The organism is Nocardia cyriacigeorgica, assembly GCF_029868385.1.
In the GTDB taxonomy this organism is placed as follows: domain Bacteria; phylum Actinomycetota; class Actinomycetes; order Mycobacteriales; family Mycobacteriaceae; genus Nocardia; species Nocardia cyriacigeorgica_F.
Genome location: NZ_JARWNX010000020.1, coordinates 89,692 through 105,942 on the forward strand (window position 1 = coordinate 89,692; position 16,251 = coordinate 105,942).

Sequence of the window (16,251 nt, forward strand, 5' to 3'; positions counted from 1 at the left end):
TCGCCTCGTGTTCAGGGCGTCCCGCCGACGCAGGCGCAGAACACCTGCGCGGGCCCGTCCACCGCTTGTGCGCGGACTTCGCTGTCGGCGGCCGAGATCCAGGCCGCGGCACCGCGTTCGAGGACGAGTTCGGAATCCTCCTGGAACAGCCGCACCGAACCCGCGGTGCACAGCACGATGCCCGGACCGGCCTCGGTGAGCGGCACCAGCGCCGAACCCGCGGTCAGATCGAAACGGCGCAATGCGAATTCCGGTGCGGGCGTGCGATAGCGCACCGATCCGTCACCGGCCGGTTCGGGCAGTACCACCGGCAGGTCGATCGGCTCGAAGTCCAGCACCCGCAACAACTCCGGGACATCGACATGTTTGGGGGTGAGACCGCCGCGCAGCACATTGTCGGAGTTGGCCATGATCTCGACGCCGAGTCCGCGTAGATAAGCGTGCAGATTCCCGGCGTCGAGGAACAGGGCCTGGCCCGGTTCCAGGGTCAACCGGTTGAGCAGCAGCGCGGCCAGCACGCCCGCATCGCCCGGATAGTTCTCGGCGAGTTCCAGCGCGGTCCTGGCCTCGGGCGCGAATTTGCGTTTCCGGCTCGACAGATAACGCACGCAGCCGTCGAGCACCTGCGGCAGCAGGGTGGCGAGTACGTTCTGCGGCAGGGTGATCCAGGTGGTGAACAGGGTGCGCAGGCCGTCGGAATCCGGCTGGGCGGCCAGCAGATCCGCATAGGATTCCAGGCCCGCGACGTCGAGCGCGCGCAGCAACTCGACGGTACGGCGGGGCTCGCGGAATCCGGCCAGCGCCTCGAACCGCTCCAGCGCCACCACCAGTTCCGGTTTGTGGTTCTCGTCGCGGTAATTGCGCATCGGCGAGTCCAGCGGCACCCCGGCCTGGTTCTCCCGGTGGAAACCGGCCTCGGCCTGCGCGGAACTGGGATGCGCCTGAAGCGACAGCGGTTCCTCGGCGGCGAGGATCTTGAGCAGGAATGGCAGCCTGCCACCGAATTCCGGTGCGGCGGCGCCGAGTTCACGATCAGGGTCGGCGGAGACCAGCTCCAGCAGGGAGGTGGTCGACCCGTTGCCGATACGCACCTTGGCCGGATCGGCGGGATGGGCGCCGAACCACAGTTCGGCTTCCGGATGGGCCGAGGGAACCGGGCGACCGCACAGCTTGGCGAGCGAGGTGCGCGAGCCCCAGGCATAAGAGCGCAGCGCACCGACGAGTTCGTGCACTAGTAGCGTCCCCCGTCGAACTGATCGGAGCCGAATTGTTCGGGGGCGGGACCACTGGTGACCTCACGGGCGCCGATCAGGCGCAGATAGGCCGCGGTCATCTCCAGGCGGAGGGCGAGTACAGCCAGTCGTTTCAGCTCGCCACCGAGGGCGAGGGCATCCGCCTCGGCTTCCTCCGGTTGCGGTGCGGCGGGATCGGTCAGATCACTGCGCAGCAGGTCGAGGTCCGCGGCGACCAGATCGGCGTCGACGAGGCCGGAACCGGCGCCGGAGAAGACGGCGAGCTTACGGCGCGCGACCACCTCGTCGGGGTCGGTGCTCAGCACGAACACCCGCATCCGTTCCACCGGCGCCGGGCCGTCGAGCTGTTCGTCGTGGAAGAGCGGATCGTAATCGGGTGCGGATTCACCTGCGGCGGCGATCATGCGCGGCTGGGCCGCGACGGCGACGGTCAGGTCCACCGCGGTGGCGATCCGGCCCGCCGACTGCACCAGCACCTCGGCGGCGTGCCCGGCGAGTTCGGTGGCGGCGGGGGAGTCGCCCGCCAACACCAGCCCACGCTGCTGCATCCGGGTGGCCAGGGTCTTGGCGGGATTGCGGAACACTTCGTGCTGGGGGCCGTCGCGCAGGGCCTCGGCGTCGACCAGATCGGCGAGATCGCTCAAGGTGGGCAGCGCGGGCCCGCTGCGGGTCGGGTCGACGGCGCGCAGTACGGCGATGCCGACCGCGAGATAGCGCAGCAGCCGGTTGTGGTCGAGGACGGGCAGCCGCGGTGAGAGCAACGCCGACCGCCCGGCGGCCACCGCGCGCAGCGGACCCTCGTGCGGTGCGGCCACCACGACCTCGGCGCCACGACGCTGGGCCCGGTCGACGGCGTCCACGAGGCGTGGATCACCCGCATCGTCACCGGCGACGATCACCACGTCGAGCGGACCGACCCACGGTGGGACGGCGACCACGGGCACGATCGGCAGACCGGCTCCGTCGCCGAGCGCGGCGATCAGCATGCGGGCCGCGCGGGTGGCTCGGCCGGGACCGCAGACGAAGACCAGACTGCGTGGTCGCAGACCATCGAGCCGCTCCAGGATGCCCTCGTCGACGGCGGCCGCGGTGGCGCGGATCTGGGCGCCGCCGGATGCGGCCGAGCGCAGGGCGCCGCCGCTGTCGGCTGCCTCGAGCGACTCCGCGTCGTCGAGGTCGAGCACCGGTGTTCCAGCGATCATCGGGCGTCCCACCTCCCCTCATCGCGCTGTGTTCGCCGTCGACCCGCACCCTTCGGTGTCGTGCCCACCGGGACCGTCCCTCTCCGGATGGGGCCGGGCGAATCCAAGGTCTGTGCTTCCACTATTCCAGTCGGGAACCGGCTATGTCCTGGATCCCCGGTCGGGAAGGCCAGTCTGCCTTCCGTCTCGAATCCTGAGCATGTGATTCCTTCTCTCGGTAATTCCACTATCCCAGTCAGGAACGCACGATTGTGAGGATCTCGGTCACGAGTGCGTCTACTTCCTCCGGCGATCTGGCTTCGACGTTGAGACGTAGCAGCGGTTCGGTATTGGAGGCGCGCAGGTTGAACCAGGCGTCGGCGGGCAGCTGGACCGTCACGCCGTCCAGCCGGTCGACCGAGACCGCCCGATCGGCGAATGCGTCCAGTACCGCACTCGTGCGTGCGGCGGCGTCGTCGACGGTGGAGTTGATCTCCCCGGACGCGGCGTAGGTGTTGTAGGACGACATCAGCTCCGAGACCGGCCGGTCCTTCTCACCGAGCGCGGCGAGTACGTGCAAGGCGGCGAGCATGCCGGAGTCGGCGCCCCAGAAGTCGCGGAAGTAGTAGTGCGCGGAGTGCTCGCCGCCGAACACCGCACCGGTGGCGGCCATCTGCTGTTTGATGAACGAATGGCCGACCCTGGTGCGCACCGGTGTGCCGCCCAGCTCGGTGACCAGTTCGGGCACCGAGCGCGAGGTGATCAGGTTGTGGATGATCACCGCGCCCGGCTCCTTACCGAGTTCGCGTTCGGCGACCAGCGCGGTGATGGCCGAGGGCGAGACCGGATCGCCGTTCTCGTCGACGACGAAGCAGCGGTCGGCGTCGCCGTCGAAGGCGAGACCGATATCGGCGCCGGATGTGCGGACCAGCTCCTGGAGATCGACCAGATTCTTCGGGTCCAGCGGGTTGGCCTCATGGTTGGGGAAGCTGCCGTCGAGTTCGAAGTACAGCGGCACGATCGTCACCGGCGCCAGGCTGCCGAGCACCGCCGGCACCGTGTGCCCGCCCATACCGTTGCCCGCGTCCACCGCGATCTTCAGCGGACGGATATCGGTGAGGTCGACGAGTTCGCGTAGGAAGGTGGCGTAATCGCCGAGCAGGTCGGTCTCGGTGGCGCTGCCGCGGGCGCCGTCGTAGCCGGGCACGCCCGCGGTGACCTCGGCGGCGATGGTCGCGAGGCCGGTGTCCTGGCCGACCGGAAGCGCTTTGGCGCGGCACAACTTGATGCCGTTGTAGCGGGCGGGGTTGTGGCTGGCGGTGAACATCGCGCCGGGGCAGTCCAGTGTGCCGGAGGCGAAGTAGAGCTGGTCGGTGGAGGCCAGGCCGATATGCACCACATCGAGGCCCTGGCCGAGCACGCCATCGGCGAAGGCGGCCGCCAGTTCGGGGGAGGAGTCGCGCATATCGTGTCCGATGACGACACGTCGCGCGTTCTCCGCGCGCATCAGCCGCGCGAACGAGGCCCCCACATCGGAGACGAATCGGGCATCGATCTGGTCACCGACCACACCGCGGACGTCGTAGGCCTTGATCACCGCGTTCACGAAATCGGCAGAGCGGGCGACTGTCATAGCGAACACCCTAATGCCAGGGCGTGGCGGCGCCGACATGGTCCCGGCAGTTGCCCGCGGGCACGGCCTCAGCTGGGCGGATCGGGCAGGACGCGCAGATGTCCACGGCGGCCGGTGCGGGTGGCGCGCGGCGGCGGGGGCGCGTAATCACGGTAGCCGTGTTGATCGGGTTCGGGCGGACGGCGGCGCAGCCCGGCCTCGCGAACCGCCTCGGCGAGGGCGGTCAGATCGTCGTCGTCGGGTGTGCTGGAGGAGAATCCGCCTTCGTGCCGGACCATGTCCCAGCCCTTGGGCGCGGTGATGCGGGAGGCGTGCGTTTCGCAGAGGTCCCAGGAGTGGGGTTCGGCTACCGTCGCGAGGGGTCCGACCACCGCGGTCGAGTCCGAGTAGACATAGGTGAGCGTCGCGACGGCCGGATTCTTGCAACCTGGTCGGCAGCAACGACGCATGGGAATCACGCCAGTGAGAGTAACCCGCTCGGCGGCCGTGGGTGGGGAGACACGCTCAGTGAATCCCCGCCGATCGGCGCGTCGCAGGCCGTCCGGCCGCCGTCAGTGGCTGATTTCGCGCCGCTGCGCGCGCGGTCGCACATCAGCTCGGATCGGGATCGATGACGTCGGGATCGACGCCGAGATAGGTGGCGATCTGCTGGACCAGAACCTCGCGCAGCAGTTCCACGAGATCGTCCGGATCGCCGGCCCGCAATTCGAGCGGTTTGCGGAACAGGACCACTCGTGCCCGGATGGGGGTGCCGTGCCGGTCGACTCCCGCGGGGATGAGTCGTGACAGCGGCACCGGTCCGTCGGCCACGACCTCGTCCGGCCAGGTGACCGAATCAGGGTGCAGCGGACGGATTTTCGGCACATCGTCGACCGCGATATCGAGCTTGGTCAGCCGATCGTGCCACCGCGAATCCAGCGGAGCGAACGCCTCGAGCACGAGGCGGTCGAACTTCTGGCCGCGGGTGCGCCAGGCGGGGACGGTCGGTGGCAGCATCGGTCCGCGTACCCCGCGGCCACGGCGGGTCACCGACCTGGCTGTCGGGGGACGTCGGTTGCGGGAGCGTGCCATACCCGAAACGTTAGCCAGCTACCGCGACCCACTGTCGGCCCGCCCCGGCCACACGCACCGAGGCGGGCTCGCCGGGACCTCGACGGCCCGGATTCAGCCGATGCCGCGCTTGAGCCTGCGGCGCTCGCGTTCGGACAAACCGCCCCAGATACCGAAGCGTTCATCGTGTGCGAGTGCGTATTCCAGGCACTCGTCGCGAACCTCGCACCCCATGCAGATCCGTTTCGCCTCGCGGGTCGAGCCGCCCTTCTCGGGGAAGAACGCCTCCGGATCGGTCTGGGCGCACAGGGCGCGTTCCTGCCACTGTTCTTCGATGGACTCGAACATCTCGTCGAAACCCGGTACGACCAAGCTGAGTCGGGGGGCCGAATCTCGCTCACCCCCCTCATGGTCATTCCACCCGGCCTCTGCGCAGACGCTACGTGCTGCGCCTGCCGTGGAATCGGTTTGCGATACGCCGCCCGGCATGCCCGAAGGGGCCAGCTCATTGGCCATCGCTCCGCCTCCTCACTGTGTGTTAGCGCAGAATGCTTCTTTCCGCCGGACCAACACGCCTACCGACGGCACTACTCCGCGACGTTGTCTCGCGGACATCCCCGAGCATGCCGCCCCGGCTCGAACATTCGTTCGAAAAACCGTTCGCGCGTTGAACTCTCGCGCGATCCCGGAATGACATGACTGTGATTAGACACGCCGGACGCGTCGATGGTCAAGCCGCTGTCGCTATTCCGTTACTATCCGGCAGCGCTTTCGAAGACGATCTTGAACCGTCATATAGCAAATGAGCAGCAAATATGGCTCGAAGCGCGGCCGATCCGGGGGCGCATAGGCTATGCGGATGTGACTTCAGAACAAGCGGACATCGCACCGGGCAATGCGCTCCGCATCGCCGTCCTTGTCGGCGGAGTGGGTGGTGCGCGGTTCCTTCAGGGTGTTCGGGAACTACTGCCCGATGCCGAGGTTTCGGCCATCGTCAATGTCGGTGACGACGTGTGGATGCACGGGCTCCGTATTTGTCCCGACCTCGATACCTGCATGTATACCCTCGGTGGCGGAATCGATACCGAACGCGGCTGGGGCCGGGTGGGCGAAACCTGGCACGCCAAGGAAGAGCTGGCGAAATACCATGCGCAGCCGGACTGGTTCGGCTTGGGTGACCGTGATATCGCCACCCACTTGGTTCGAACGGAAATGCTGAACGCCGGTTACCCGCTCTCGGCGGTCACCGAGGCGCTGTGCAATCGATGGCAACCGGGTGTGAAACTGATCCCGGCAACCGATGATCGTTGTGAAACCCATGTCGTTGTCAGTGACCCGGACAACCCTGGCGAACGCCGCGCGATCCATTTCCAAGAGTGGTGGGTTCGATACCGAGCGGGCATCGAGACACATGGATTCGCCACAATCGGCGCGGATCAAGCCAAACCCGCACCGAATGTGATCGATGTCATAGGTGCCGCTGATGTGGTCTTGCTCGCACCGTCGAACCCGGTGGTGAGCATCGGCTCCATCCTCGCGGTGCCCGGCATCCGTGGCGCGTTGCGCACCACCGAGGCGAAGGTTATCGGCATCTGTCCGGTCATCGACGGAAAACCGTTGCGCGGCATGGCCGATGAGTGCCTGTCGGTCATCGGGGTGGAGACCTCCGCGGAGGCGGTCGGCCGCCATTACGGCGCGCGCTCGACGACCGGCATCCTCGACGGCTGGTTGATCCACAGCACCGACACCGCGGACGTTCCCGGTGTCGAGGTCCGCAGCGTGCCACTGCTGATGACCGATCCGCCGACCACCGCCGAAATGGTGCGTGCGGCACTGGATCTGGCAGGAGTGAAGCCATGACCGGGCCTGTCGACCACGCCGCGGGCGAGCTGCGCCTGCTGCCGATCACCGGACTGCCGGAGTTCCGGCCCGGCGACGATCTCGCCGGACATCTCGCCGCCGCCGCCCCGTGGCTGGCCGACGGTGATGTGCTGGTGGTCACCAGCAAGATCGTCGCCAAGGTCGAGGGGCGCATCGTCGCGGCGCCACTGGACCCGCAGGAGCGCGATACCGCGCGCCGGGCCCTGGTCGATCAGGAGGCGGTGCGGGTGCTGGCCCGCAAGGGGCGCACGCTCATCACCGAGAACCGGCTCGGCATCGTGCAGGCCGCGTCCGGGGTGGACGGGTCGAATGTGGAGCAGGGCGAATTGGTGCTGCTGCCAGCAGATCCCGATGCCAGCGCGAAGGCGCTGCGCTCGGCGCTGGCCGAGCGGCTCGGGATCGAGGTGGCGGTGGTGATCACCGACACGATGGGCCGGGCCTGGCGCAACGGTCAGATCGATGCGGCCATCGGCTCGGCCGGGCTGCGGGTGCTGCACGACTATGCGGGCGCGGTGGACGGACAGGGCAACGAGCTGCATGTCACCCAGGTCGCCGTGGCCGACGAGCTGGCCGCCGCCGCCGATCTGGTGAAAGGCAAACTCGGCGGCGTGCCGGTGGCCGTGGTGCGCGGTCTGTCCTATGCCGACGACGCCTCCAGCGCAGCCGATCTCGTGCGGCGCGGCACCGACGATCTGTTCTGGCTCGGTACCGCCGAGGCGATCGAGCAGGGGCGTTCGGAGGCGGTACTGCTGCGGCGGTCGGTGCGCGAGTTCGCGAGCGACCCGGTCGATCCGGAGCGGGTGCGGGCCGCGGTATCGGTCGCATTGACCGCGCCCGCACCGCATCACACCCGGCCGGTGCGGTTCGTCTGGCTGCGTGACCGCGCGCGTCGGGAGCGGCTGCTGCACGCGATGGCCGACAAGTGGCGGGCCGACCTCACCGCCGACGGGCTGCCCGCCGATCGGGTGGAGCGCCGGATCGCCCGCGGCCGGATCCTTTTCGACGCACCCGAGGTGATCATTCCGTGCTGCGTGCCCGACGGCGCGCACGACTATCCCGACGATCGACGCCGGGCAGCCGAGCAGACCATGTTCACCGTCGCGGTCGGTGCCGCGGTGCAGGGGCTGCTGGTCGCGCTGGCCACCGAGGGGCTCGGCAGCTGCTGGATCGGTTCGACTATCTTCGCGCCGGAGACCACGCGGGAGGTGCTCGGCCTGGACGGCGACTGGAATCCGCTGGGCGCCATCGCGATCGGTCATCCGCTCGAGGAACTCACACCGCGTCCGCCGCGGGCGCCGGGTGCGGCCCTGGTGGAGCTGTGAGCGCGGATTCGCTGCACGCCTCGGCGACGGCCCTGCTCGAATCGTGGTCGCCGGGTACGGGATCGGAGGCCTCGCTGCGGGAGGCGATGCTCGCGTTCCTCGGCTCCGCGCCGCGCGGCTGTCTGCGTGAGCATGCGCCCGGTCACATCACGGCCTCGGCGGTGGTGTTCTCCGCCGACCGCGATGAGGTGCTGTTGACGCTGCATCCGCGGGTCGGGCGCTGGATCCAGCTCGGCGGGCACTGTGAGGAGGGTGATGCCACCGTGGCCGACGCCGCGCTGCGCGAGGCCACCGAGGAATCGGGTATCGACGGGCTGCGGCTGGCGCCGCGGCTCTACGGTGCGCAGGCGCATCCGATCACCTGCTCGCTCGGGGTGCCGACACGTCATCTGGATCTGCTGTTCGAGATCACCGCGCCGAAGGGTGCGGTGCCGGTGCGCAGCGCCGAATCGACCGATCTGCGGTGGTGGCCGATCGATGCGCTGCCGGAGAATGCCGATGTGCTGATTCGCTGAGTGTCGACTGCCATGAGGGCGCCCGCACGGTGTGTGCGGGCGCCCTTCTCATGTCCGGATGTCACCGGTCGGCTCCGGGGTCACAGATGCTTTACAAATCAAGCTATTTGTATAGACGAAGGACAAACTGTCGCCTATCGTCAACTTCAGGTGGTAGTGCACATCACATGTGATGTGTGTCGCTTGAAGGAGACGATGATGTCTACTGATGCCGAAACCGCAGGTCTGGCGCCCGAGACGCCCGCCTGGCGGGACCGGAAACGGTATATGTGGCTGTGGGGGCTGTTCGCGCCCACCGGACTGTTCACCATCGGGCTACCGCTCATCTGGGCGCTGAACGAACTGGGCTGGACCGGATTGGCCCATGTGCCGTTCTGGCTCGGCCCGATCCTGGTGTATCTGGTCATTCCGCTGGCCGATATCTTCTTCGGCCCCGACGGCTCCAATCCGCCCGATGAGGTGATGGAGTACCTGGAAAACGACAAGTACTACCGATACCTCACCTACCTCTACCTGCCGTTCCAGTACGCCTCGCTGATCATGGCCTGCTATCTGATCACCGCGAGCGATCTGCGCTGGCTCGGGATCGACGGCGGGCTCATGGTGGTCGACAAGATCGGCCTCGCCGTGACGGTCGGCATCATCGGCGGCATCGGTATCAACACCGCGCACGAACTCGGCCACAAGAAGGTCGATCTGGAGCGCTGGCTGTCCCGGATCGCGCTGGCCAAGTCCTGCTACGGCCACTTCTACATCGAGCACAACCGCGGCCATCACGTGCGCGTGGCCACACCGGAGGACCCGGCGAGTTCTCGGGTGGGGGAGACCTTCTGGGCGTTCTGGCCGCGCACCGTCGTCGGCGGCCTGCGTTCGTCGTGGCGGCTGGAGAAGGCCAGGCTCGAGCGGCTCGGCAAGAAGCCGTGGACGTTACAGAACGAAGTGCTCAGCGCCTGGCTGATGTCGGTGCTGCTGTTCGCGGTCCTGATCGCGGTGTTCGGCATCGAGGTGCTGCCGTATCTGCTGCTCCAGGCCGTCGTCGGATTCAGCCTGCTCGAAGCGGTCAACTACCTCGAGCACTACGGCCTGGTGCGGCAGCGGACGGCGAGCGGGCGCTATGAACGGCCCGCGCCCACGCACAGCTGGAACAGCGACCACATCGTGACCAATATCTTCCTGTACCACTTGCAGCGCCACAGTGACCATCACGCCTACCCGACCCGGCGCTATCAGACGCTGCGCAGCTGGGACGGTGCGCCCAATCTGCCCAGCGGCTACGCGAGCATGATCCTGCTCGCCTACTTCCCGCCGATCTGGCGCCGGGTCATGGACAAGCGGGTGCTCGCCCATTACGACGGCGATATCACCAGGGCCAATATCCACCCGGCCAAACACGACCAGGTGCTGGCCCGATACGGCTCGACCGCGGGAGGTACGGCATGAGCGCGTATCGGTGTCCGGTGTGCGAGTACGTCTACGACGAGATCACGGGCGAGCCGCATGAAGGCTTCCCGGCGGGGACGCCGTGGTCCGCGGTTCCCGACGACTGGTGCTGTCCGGACTGCGGGGTGCGGGAAAAGATCGATTTCGAATCGGTCGGCAGCGATCAGGCACGACGGTAGTCCGGCGAGCGAAGAGGTGACGATATGACCGAATACAAGCTGTATCAGTGCATCCAGTGCGGCTTCGAATACGACGAGGCCGAGGGCTGGCCGGAGGACGGCATTGCGCCCGGCACTCGCTGGGACGATATCCCCGACGACTGGACCTGCCCGGACTGCGGCGCCGCCAAGGCCGATTTCTTCATGGTCGAGATCGAGCGGTCGTGAGGTTTTGACTGCGGCAGACGCCCGTGCCAGTGTCGCAGGCATGCCGCGCAACGGGTCGAGAGTCACCTATCAGGAGGCCGCGCGGGAGCTGTTGCGCAGTTCGGTCCTCGATGCCATGCGCGAACTGCTCACCGAGCGCGACTGGTCCAAGATCACCCTCGGTGACGTGGCCACTCGCGCCGGTGTCAGCAGGCAGACGCTGTACAACGAATTCGGCTCGCGGGCCGGACTCGCCCAGGCCTACGCCCTGCGCTTGGCCGACGACCTGGTCGATCATGTCGGGGCCGCCATCGACGACAATGTCGGCGATGCCCGCGCGGCCTTCCGGCAGGGTCTGTCCGGCTTCTTCCTCGGCGCCGCCGCTGATCCGCTGGTGCGCTCACTGGTCGCGGGCGAGGTCAAACTCGATCTGCTCCGGCTGATAACCCTCGACGCCGAGCCGCTGGTCGAACACGCCACCGAACGATTGTCGGTGGCGTTTCAGCACAGCTGGGTCGATGCCACCGCCACCGAGGCCGATGTGCTCGCCCAGGCACTCGTGCGGATCGCCCTGAGCTATATCCCCACCCCACCCGCACCCGGCCGCGATGCCCCCGAGGAACTGAGCGCCTTGCTCGGGCCCTATGTGGAGGCGATTCTCGCGGCCCGCGAATTGCGGTAGCTACCGCGCTGCCGGGCCGGTCCGTCCGCGCGCGGAGGCGATCCACCGTGAACGCAGAGTGCCCCTTCGGTTACGGCACGGTGGCCCTTTCGGGTGTGCGGTGAATTCGCACGGCCGTTTGCGGCCGGTATGCGGTGACCTCGATCACAGGGTTGATCGAACAACGGCCTTCTATCAGGGCTGTAACGGTCGCCACGTTTGGGGGTCAAGGAAAGGTGTAACGGACCACACGTCTGAGACTATGGATGTCCGTTGGTGTCAGGGTTCATTTTTAGCGGGGCAAGCGTGCAAACGGTTGGCAAACCGAGGGGATCGGCCGATCCCAAACGCCATCTGTGGTTTCTCGGTCTCATCGCGCCTGCGTGCGCTTTGCTGCCCTCTCAACTGGTGTTGCACACCGGGTTGACGGTCTTCTGGTGGATCGGGCCGATCATCGTGCTGATCGTGATCCCGCTGCTGGATCAGCTGGTCGGCGAGGACGGCAGCAACCCCCGCGACGAGGATTACGAACTGCTGTCCAACGACCGCTACTACCGGTGGTGCACCTATCTGTTCCTGCCGATCCAGCTGGCCGGACTCATAGTCGCGGGCTATCTCTGGTCCGGTGACGAGCTGAGCGTCACCGACAAACTCGGGCTGGCCACCACCCTCGGACTCGTCTCCGGTATCGGCATCAACGCCGCGCACGAACTGGGCCATCGGGTCGAGAGCCTGGAACGCTGGCTGGCCAAGATCGCGCTGGCGCAGTCGGGGTACGGCCACTTCTTCGTCGAGCACAACCGCGGCCATCACATGCGGGTGGCCACGCCGGAGGATCCGGCCAGCGGCCGGTTCGGTGAATCGCTGTGGGAATTCCTGCCGCGCAGCGTGTCCGGTGGTTTCCGGTCCGCGATCCGACTCGAGCGCGCCCGGCTGGCTCGCCGTGAGCTGCGCTGGTGGAGTGTGCACAACCACATCCTGCAAGCCTGGTCGATGACGGTGGTGCTGTTCGGTGGGCTGCTGCTGGCGTTCGGTCTCGAGATCCTGCCGTACCTGCTGCTGCAAGCCGTGATCGGGGTGATGCTGCTGGAGACGGTGAACTATGTCGAGCACTACGGCCTGCTGCGCGAACGCACCCCCGGCGGCCGCTACCGGCGCTGTTCACCGCGCGACAGCTGGAACAGCGACCGGCTGGTGACCAACATCTTCCTGTTCCATCTGCAACGACACAGCGATCACCACGCCAATCCCGGCCGTCGCTATCAGACGCTGCGCAGTTCACAGCAGGCGCCGCAGCTGCCGGCGGGCTACGCCACGATGATCCTGCTCGCGGCCATTCCACCGCTGTGGCGACGGGTGATGGATCCGCGGGTGCTCGCGCACTACGGCGGCGATATCAGTCGTGCCAATATCGCGGCGCGCAAGCGGGATCGGTTGCTGGCGCGGCACGGAGCCACCGCCTCCTGAGTTCGGCTCCTCGGTTGCCGGACACCGCTGTCGCCGAAGCGACTAGCCTGGCTTCGGAACCGATATCCGGAGAGAGGCTGATCCAGGCGCATGACGACCTCAGAACTTCCCGCACGTACGTCGCTGACCGCCGATGTTCGTCACGGCATCGACTACAAGGTGGCCGACCTGTCCTTGGCCGAATTCGGTCGTAAGGAGATCCGCCTGGCCGAGCACGAGATGCCCGGTCTGATGGCCCTGCGTCGTGAATACGCCGAGGTGGAGCCGCTGAAGGGCGCGCGCATCTCGGGTTCGCTGCATATGACGGTGCAGACCGCGGTGCTGATCGAAACCCTCACCGCGCTCGGCGCCGAGGTGCGCTGGGCCTCGTGCAATATCTTCTCCACCCAGGACCATGCCGCCGCCGCGGTGGTCGTCGGCCCGAACGGCACCGTCGACGAGCCGAAGGGCACCCCGGTGTTCGCCTGGAAGGGCGAGACGCTCGAGGAGTACTGGTGGGCCGCCGAGCAGATGCTGACCTGGCCGGACGCACCGGCCAACATGATCCTCGACGACGGTGGCGACGCCACCATGCTGGTGCTGCGCGGCGCGCAGTTCGAGAAGGCGGGCGTGGTGCCACCGGCCGATGAGGACCATTCGGCCGAGTACACCGTGTTCTTGAACCTGCTGCGCGAGCGGTTCGAGACCGATAAGGGCAAGTGGAGCGCCATCGCCGAGAGCGTGCGTGGTGTCACCGAGGAGACCACCACCGGCGTGCTGCGGCTGTACCAGTTCGCCGCCGCGGGTGAGCTGGTGTTCCCGGCCATCAACGTCAACGACTCGGTCACCAAGTCCAAGTTCGACAACAAGTACGGCACCAGGCATTCGCTCATCGACGGCATCAACCGCGGCACCGATGTGCTGATCGGCGGTAAGAAGGTGCTGATCTGTGGTTACGGCGATGTGGGCAAGGGCTGCGCGGAATCGCTTGCCGGACAGGGCGCCCGGGTGCAGGTCACCGAGATCGACCCGATCAACGCGCTCCAGGCGCTGATGGACGGCTACGACGTCGTCACCGTCGAGCAGGCCATCGGTCAGGCCGATATCGTCATCACCTCGACCGGCAACAAGGACATCATCACCCTCGACCATATGAAGGCGATGAAGGACCAGGCCATCCTCGGCAATATCGGCCACTTCGACAACGAGATCGATATGGCGGGGCTGGAGCGTTCGGGCGCAACGCGTTTGAACATCAAGCCCCAGGTCGATCTGTGGACCTTCGGTGAATCCGGTAAGTCGATCATCGTGCTGTCGGAGGGCCGTCTGCTGAACCTCGGCAACGCGACCGGCCACCCCTCGTTCGTGATGAGCAACAGCTTCTCCAACCAGGTGATCGCACAGATCGAGCTGTGGACCAAGCCGGACGAGTACGACAACGAGGTCTACCGCCTGCCCAAGCACCTGGACGAGAAGGTCGCGCGCATCCACGTCGAGGCGCTCGGCGGCACGCTCACCAAGCTCACCAAGGACCAGGCCGAATACATCGGTGTGGATGTCGAGGGCCCGTACAAGCCCGACCACTACCGCTACTGATCCGCTGAGACGCGAGTGGCCCGTCGACGCATTTCGTCGACGGGCCACCGGCGTTCATACCGTTGACGCGCTCAGCACACGGTGCCCGGTGTGCAGCCCCGGCCGATCTGGGCCAGCAGCTCGAGTACGTCGACCACCATGTCCGCACTGCCCGTGGCGCTGCCGGTCCCGCTGTCGTCGACGGGGGCGTTCGCGACGGGCGCCGCGGGTTCCAGCGCCAGGGGCGCGGCGGTGGCGGTGCCACCGGCGACGGTGACGCCCAGAATGACCGCGATGGCGGCGGTGTGCAGGGCGCGCTTGATCGACATATGTTCTCCCTGTGAGGTGTGGAGCCGGTGTGCTCCGCGGCCGGAGATTGTCCGGGCCTACCGACCATGCCCGCCGTGACTCTCGGCGGCCAGACCCGAATCCTGTGGTCGCGATCGCGGTCGCCGCGCCCATCGTGCAGCACGGTGCCGGTAGTGGGTTTCCGGCCCGGGACCAGCGCCGAGTACCCTGCTGGCCATGGGTGAACTGATCGCGGTCGAAGGGCTCGACGGCGCCGGAAAACGGACGCTGATCGACGGCCTGCTCACCGATCTGCGCGCGCGGGGTCTGCGCGCGGGCACCCTCGCCTTTCCCGCCTACGGCCGGTCCATCCACGCCGATCTCGCGGCCGAGGCGCTGCGCGGCGCCCACGGCGACCTCGCCGCGTCCATCAACGCGATGGCTGTGCTGTTCGCACTGGATCGCGCCGATGCCGCCGCGGAGTTGTCGAACCTGTTGGACGGCAACGACATCGTGGTCCTCGACCGCTATGTCGCCTCCAATGCGGCGTATTCGGCGGCGCGGGCCGAACAATCGGCCGACGGCGAAATCGTCGACTGGGTGGGCGATCTGGAGTTCGGCAGGCTGAAACTGCCGGTTCCCGCGCTCACCGTACTGCTCGACATTCCCACCGAGGTCGCCGCCGAACGAGCCCGCAGGCGTGGCGAACTCGACGCCACCCGGGCGCTGGACGCCTATGAGCGCGACGGCGGCCTACAAGCGCGCACCGGCGCGGTGTACCGGCAGCTGGCCGACCGCGACTGGTACGGCCCGTGGTGGACATACCGATCCGATGACGATCGAGAGGCCCTACGCGCCCGTTGTGTGGAAATCCTGGGCGAATAGGGTTGGATATGCGGCGCGCGTGCACCAGTAATGCGCGTGGTGGCCCGATACTGGCGTGGGAGATGACAACATAGAGATATGAAGCCGAAGATTCTGGTCGTCGACGACGATATGGCACTCGCGGAGATGCTCACGATCGTCCTGCGCGGGGAAGGGTTCGACCCGCATGTGGTCGGCGACGGCACACAGGCGCTGTCGGCGGTGCGGGAGATCCGTCCCGATCTGGTGTTGCTGGACCTGATGCTGCCCGGTATGAACGGCATCGACGTATGCCGCGTGCTCCGGGCCGATTCGGGCGTCCCGATCGTGATGCTCACGGCCAAGACCGACACGGTCGACGTCGTGCTCGGTCTGGAGTCCGGCGCCGATGATTACATCGTCAAACCCTTCAAACCGAAGGAACTCGTCGCCCGCGTGCGGGCGCGCCTGCGTCGCACCGAGGAGGAGCCCGCCGAGCTGCTCACCATCGCCGACATCGTCATCGATGTACCGGCCCACAAGGTGAGCCGCGACGGTGCGCAGATCTCGCTGACCCCGCTCGAGTTCGACCTGCTGGTGGCGCTCGCGCGCAAACCGCGGCAGGTGTTCACCCGCGAGGTGCTGCTCGAACAGGTGTGGGGTTACCGGCACGCGGCCGATACCCGCTTGGTGAACGTGCATGTCCAGCGCCTGCGCGCCAAGGTCGAAAAGGATCCCGAGAACCCGGAGATCGTGCTGACCGTGCGTGGGGTGGGGTACAAGGCCGGACCGCCGTGA

Annotated in this window: 18 protein-coding genes; 11 read left to right on the forward strand and 7 right to left on the reverse strand. The window is 67.2% G+C overall.

The annotated features are described in order from the left end of the window. Positions 1-11: 11 nt before the first annotated feature. The 6 genes from manA to QH168_RS02345 all read right to left on the reverse strand — a co-directional run bounded on the left by manA (position 12) and on the right by QH168_RS02345 (position 5,465). Complete coding sequence (gene manA, locus QH168_RS02320) at positions 12-1,232, reverse strand: mannose-6-phosphate isomerase, class I (RefSeq protein WP_280232698.1); 1,221 nt, start codon at positions 1,230-1,232, stop codon at positions 12-14. Then, positions 1,232-2,455: a tobH protein gene (locus QH168_RS02325; RefSeq protein ID WP_280232699.1), complete on the reverse strand. Its 1,224-nt coding sequence runs from the start codon at positions 2,453-2,455 to the stop codon at positions 1,232-1,234. Before QH168_RS02325 ends, manA begins: the two co-directional genes overlap by 1 nt. Positions 2,456-2,690: 235 nt before the next feature. Then, a complete protein-coding gene (locus QH168_RS02330; RefSeq protein ID WP_280232700.1) occupies positions 2,691-4,067 on the reverse strand; it encodes a phosphomannomutase/phosphoglucomutase in 1,377 nt (458 codons plus the stop codon). A gap of 68 nt (positions 4,068-4,135) precedes the next feature. Further along, positions 4,136-4,516: a DUF3499 domain-containing protein gene (locus QH168_RS02335; RefSeq protein ID WP_163824197.1), complete on the reverse strand. Its 381-nt coding sequence runs from the start codon at positions 4,514-4,516 to the stop codon at positions 4,136-4,138. 142 nt (positions 4,517-4,658) lie between these two features. After that, positions 4,659-5,138, reverse strand: a complete 480-nt coding sequence (locus tag QH168_RS02340) for a metallopeptidase family protein (protein WP_280232702.1) — start codon at positions 5,136-5,138, stop codon at positions 4,659-4,661. 93 nt (positions 5,139-5,231) lie between these two features. Next, positions 5,232-5,465, reverse strand: a complete 234-nt coding sequence (locus QH168_RS02345; protein WP_029901515.1) for a WhiB family transcriptional regulator — start codon at positions 5,463-5,465, stop codon at positions 5,232-5,234. 378 nt (positions 5,466-5,843) lie between these two features. On the opposite strand from QH168_RS02345, the gene cofD reads away from it, so the two are divergent. From cofD to ahcY, 9 genes are all read left to right on the forward strand, one after another. Further along, positions 5,844-6,977: a 2-phospho-L-lactate transferase gene (gene cofD, locus QH168_RS02350; protein ID WP_280232703.1), complete on the forward strand. Its 1,134-nt coding sequence runs from the start codon at positions 5,844-5,846 to the stop codon at positions 6,975-6,977. Next, positions 6,974-8,320 (forward strand): coenzyme F420-0:L-glutamate ligase, encoded by a 1,347-nt coding sequence (locus QH168_RS02355; RefSeq protein ID WP_280232704.1) that lies wholly within the window; start codon positions 6,974-6,976, stop codon positions 8,318-8,320. The genes cofD and QH168_RS02355 overlap by 4 nt, the downstream gene beginning before the upstream one ends. Continuing rightward, complete coding sequence (locus QH168_RS02360) at positions 8,317-8,835, forward strand: NUDIX hydrolase (protein WP_280232705.1); 519 nt, start codon at positions 8,317-8,319, stop codon at positions 8,833-8,835. The genes QH168_RS02355 and QH168_RS02360 overlap by 4 nt, the downstream gene beginning before the upstream one ends. Positions 8,836-9,033: 198 nt before the next feature. Then, complete coding sequence (locus QH168_RS02365; RefSeq protein ID WP_280232706.1) at positions 9,034-10,275, forward strand: alkane 1-monooxygenase; 1,242 nt, start codon at positions 9,034-9,036, stop codon at positions 10,273-10,275. Continuing rightward, a complete protein-coding gene (locus QH168_RS02370; protein ID WP_280232707.1) occupies positions 10,272-10,454 on the forward strand; it encodes a rubredoxin in 183 nt (60 codons plus the stop codon). The genes QH168_RS02365 and QH168_RS02370 overlap by 4 nt, the downstream gene beginning before the upstream one ends. Before the next feature lie 24 nt (positions 10,455-10,478). Beyond that, positions 10,479-10,661, forward strand: a complete 183-nt coding sequence (locus QH168_RS02375; RefSeq protein WP_040869242.1) for a rubredoxin — start codon at positions 10,479-10,481, stop codon at positions 10,659-10,661. A gap of 40 nt (positions 10,662-10,701) precedes the next feature. Then, the gene (locus QH168_RS02380; RefSeq protein WP_280232708.1) at positions 10,702-11,322 is read left to right on the forward strand and encodes a TetR/AcrR family transcriptional regulator; all 621 of its coding nucleotides are present in this window, start codon (positions 10,702-10,704) and stop codon (positions 11,320-11,322) included. Between the two features lie 285 nt (positions 11,323-11,607). Further along, positions 11,608-12,768, forward strand: a complete 1,161-nt coding sequence (locus tag QH168_RS02385) for an alkane 1-monooxygenase (protein ID WP_280232709.1) — start codon at positions 11,608-11,610, stop codon at positions 12,766-12,768. Positions 12,769-12,858: 90 nt separating this feature from the next. Next, on the forward strand, positions 12,859-14,343 hold the full coding sequence (gene ahcY / locus QH168_RS02390) for an adenosylhomocysteinase (RefSeq protein ID WP_280232710.1): 1,485 nt from the start codon (positions 12,859-12,861) through the stop codon (positions 14,341-14,343). 71 nt (positions 14,344-14,414) lie between these two features. On the opposite strand, the gene QH168_RS02395 is transcribed toward ahcY, so the two are convergent. After that, complete coding sequence (locus QH168_RS02395; RefSeq protein WP_280232711.1) at positions 14,415-14,651, reverse strand: hypothetical protein; 237 nt, start codon at positions 14,649-14,651, stop codon at positions 14,415-14,417. A gap of 196 nt (positions 14,652-14,847) precedes the next feature. On the opposite strand from QH168_RS02395, the gene QH168_RS02400 reads away from it, so the two are divergent. Beyond that, positions 14,848-15,495: a dTMP kinase gene (locus tag QH168_RS02400; RefSeq protein WP_280232712.1), complete on the forward strand. Its 648-nt coding sequence runs from the start codon at positions 14,848-14,850 to the stop codon at positions 15,493-15,495. A gap of 78 nt (positions 15,496-15,573) precedes the next feature. Continuing rightward, a complete protein-coding gene (mtrA, locus tag QH168_RS02405; protein ID WP_280232713.1) occupies positions 15,574-16,251 on the forward strand; it encodes an MtrAB system response regulator MtrA in 678 nt (225 codons plus the stop codon).

What these genes read in the sequence shown, in the direction of transcription:
- QH168_RS02335 (WP_163824197.1), bottom strand. Translation starts at nt 4,516, where the DNA reads ATGCGTCGTTGCTGCCGACCAGGTTGCAAGAATCCGGCCGTCGCGACG.
- QH168_RS02400 (WP_280232712.1), top strand. Translation starts at nt 14,848, where the DNA reads ATGGGTGAACTGATCGCGGTCGAAGGGCTCGACGGCGCCGGAAAACGG.
- QH168_RS02395 (WP_280232711.1), bottom strand. Translation starts at nt 14,651, where the DNA reads ATGTCGATCAAGCGCGCCCTGCACACCGCCGCCATCGCGGTCATTCTG.
- QH168_RS02340 (WP_280232702.1), bottom strand. Translation starts at nt 5,138, where the DNA reads ATGGCACGCTCCCGCAACCGACGTCCCCCGACAGCCAGGTCGGTGACC.
- ahcY (WP_280232710.1), top strand. Translation starts at nt 12,859, where the DNA reads ATGACGACCTCAGAACTTCCCGCACGTACGTCGCTGACCGCCGATGTT.
- QH168_RS02375 (WP_040869242.1), top strand. Translation starts at nt 10,479, where the DNA reads ATGACCGAATACAAGCTGTATCAGTGCATCCAGTGCGGCTTCGAATAC.
- QH168_RS02370 (WP_280232707.1), top strand. Translation starts at nt 10,272, where the DNA reads ATGAGCGCGTATCGGTGTCCGGTGTGCGAGTACGTCTACGACGAGATC.
- cofD (WP_280232703.1), top strand. Translation starts at nt 5,844, where the DNA reads ATGGTCAAGCCGCTGTCGCTATTCCGTTACTATCCGGCAGCGCTTTCG.
- QH168_RS02345 (WP_029901515.1), bottom strand. Translation starts at nt 5,465, where the DNA reads ATGTTCGAGTCCATCGAAGAACAGTGGCAGGAACGCGCCCTGTGCGCC.
- QH168_RS02355 (WP_280232704.1), top strand. Translation starts at nt 6,974, where the DNA reads ATGACCGGGCCTGTCGACCACGCCGCGGGCGAGCTGCGCCTGCTGCCG.
- QH168_RS02325 (WP_280232699.1), bottom strand. Translation starts at nt 2,455, where the DNA reads ATGATCGCTGGAACACCGGTGCTCGACCTCGACGACGCGGAGTCGCTC.
- QH168_RS02380 (WP_280232708.1), top strand. Translation starts at nt 10,702, where the DNA reads ATGCCGCGCAACGGGTCGAGAGTCACCTATCAGGAGGCCGCGCGGGAG.
- mtrA (WP_280232713.1), top strand. Translation starts at nt 15,574, where the DNA reads ATGAAGCCGAAGATTCTGGTCGTCGACGACGATATGGCACTCGCGGAG.
- QH168_RS02330 (WP_280232700.1), bottom strand. Translation starts at nt 4,067, where the DNA reads ATGACAGTCGCCCGCTCTGCCGATTTCGTGAACGCGGTGATCAAGGCC.
- QH168_RS02365 (WP_280232706.1), top strand. Translation starts at nt 9,034, where the DNA reads ATGTCTACTGATGCCGAAACCGCAGGTCTGGCGCCCGAGACGCCCGCC.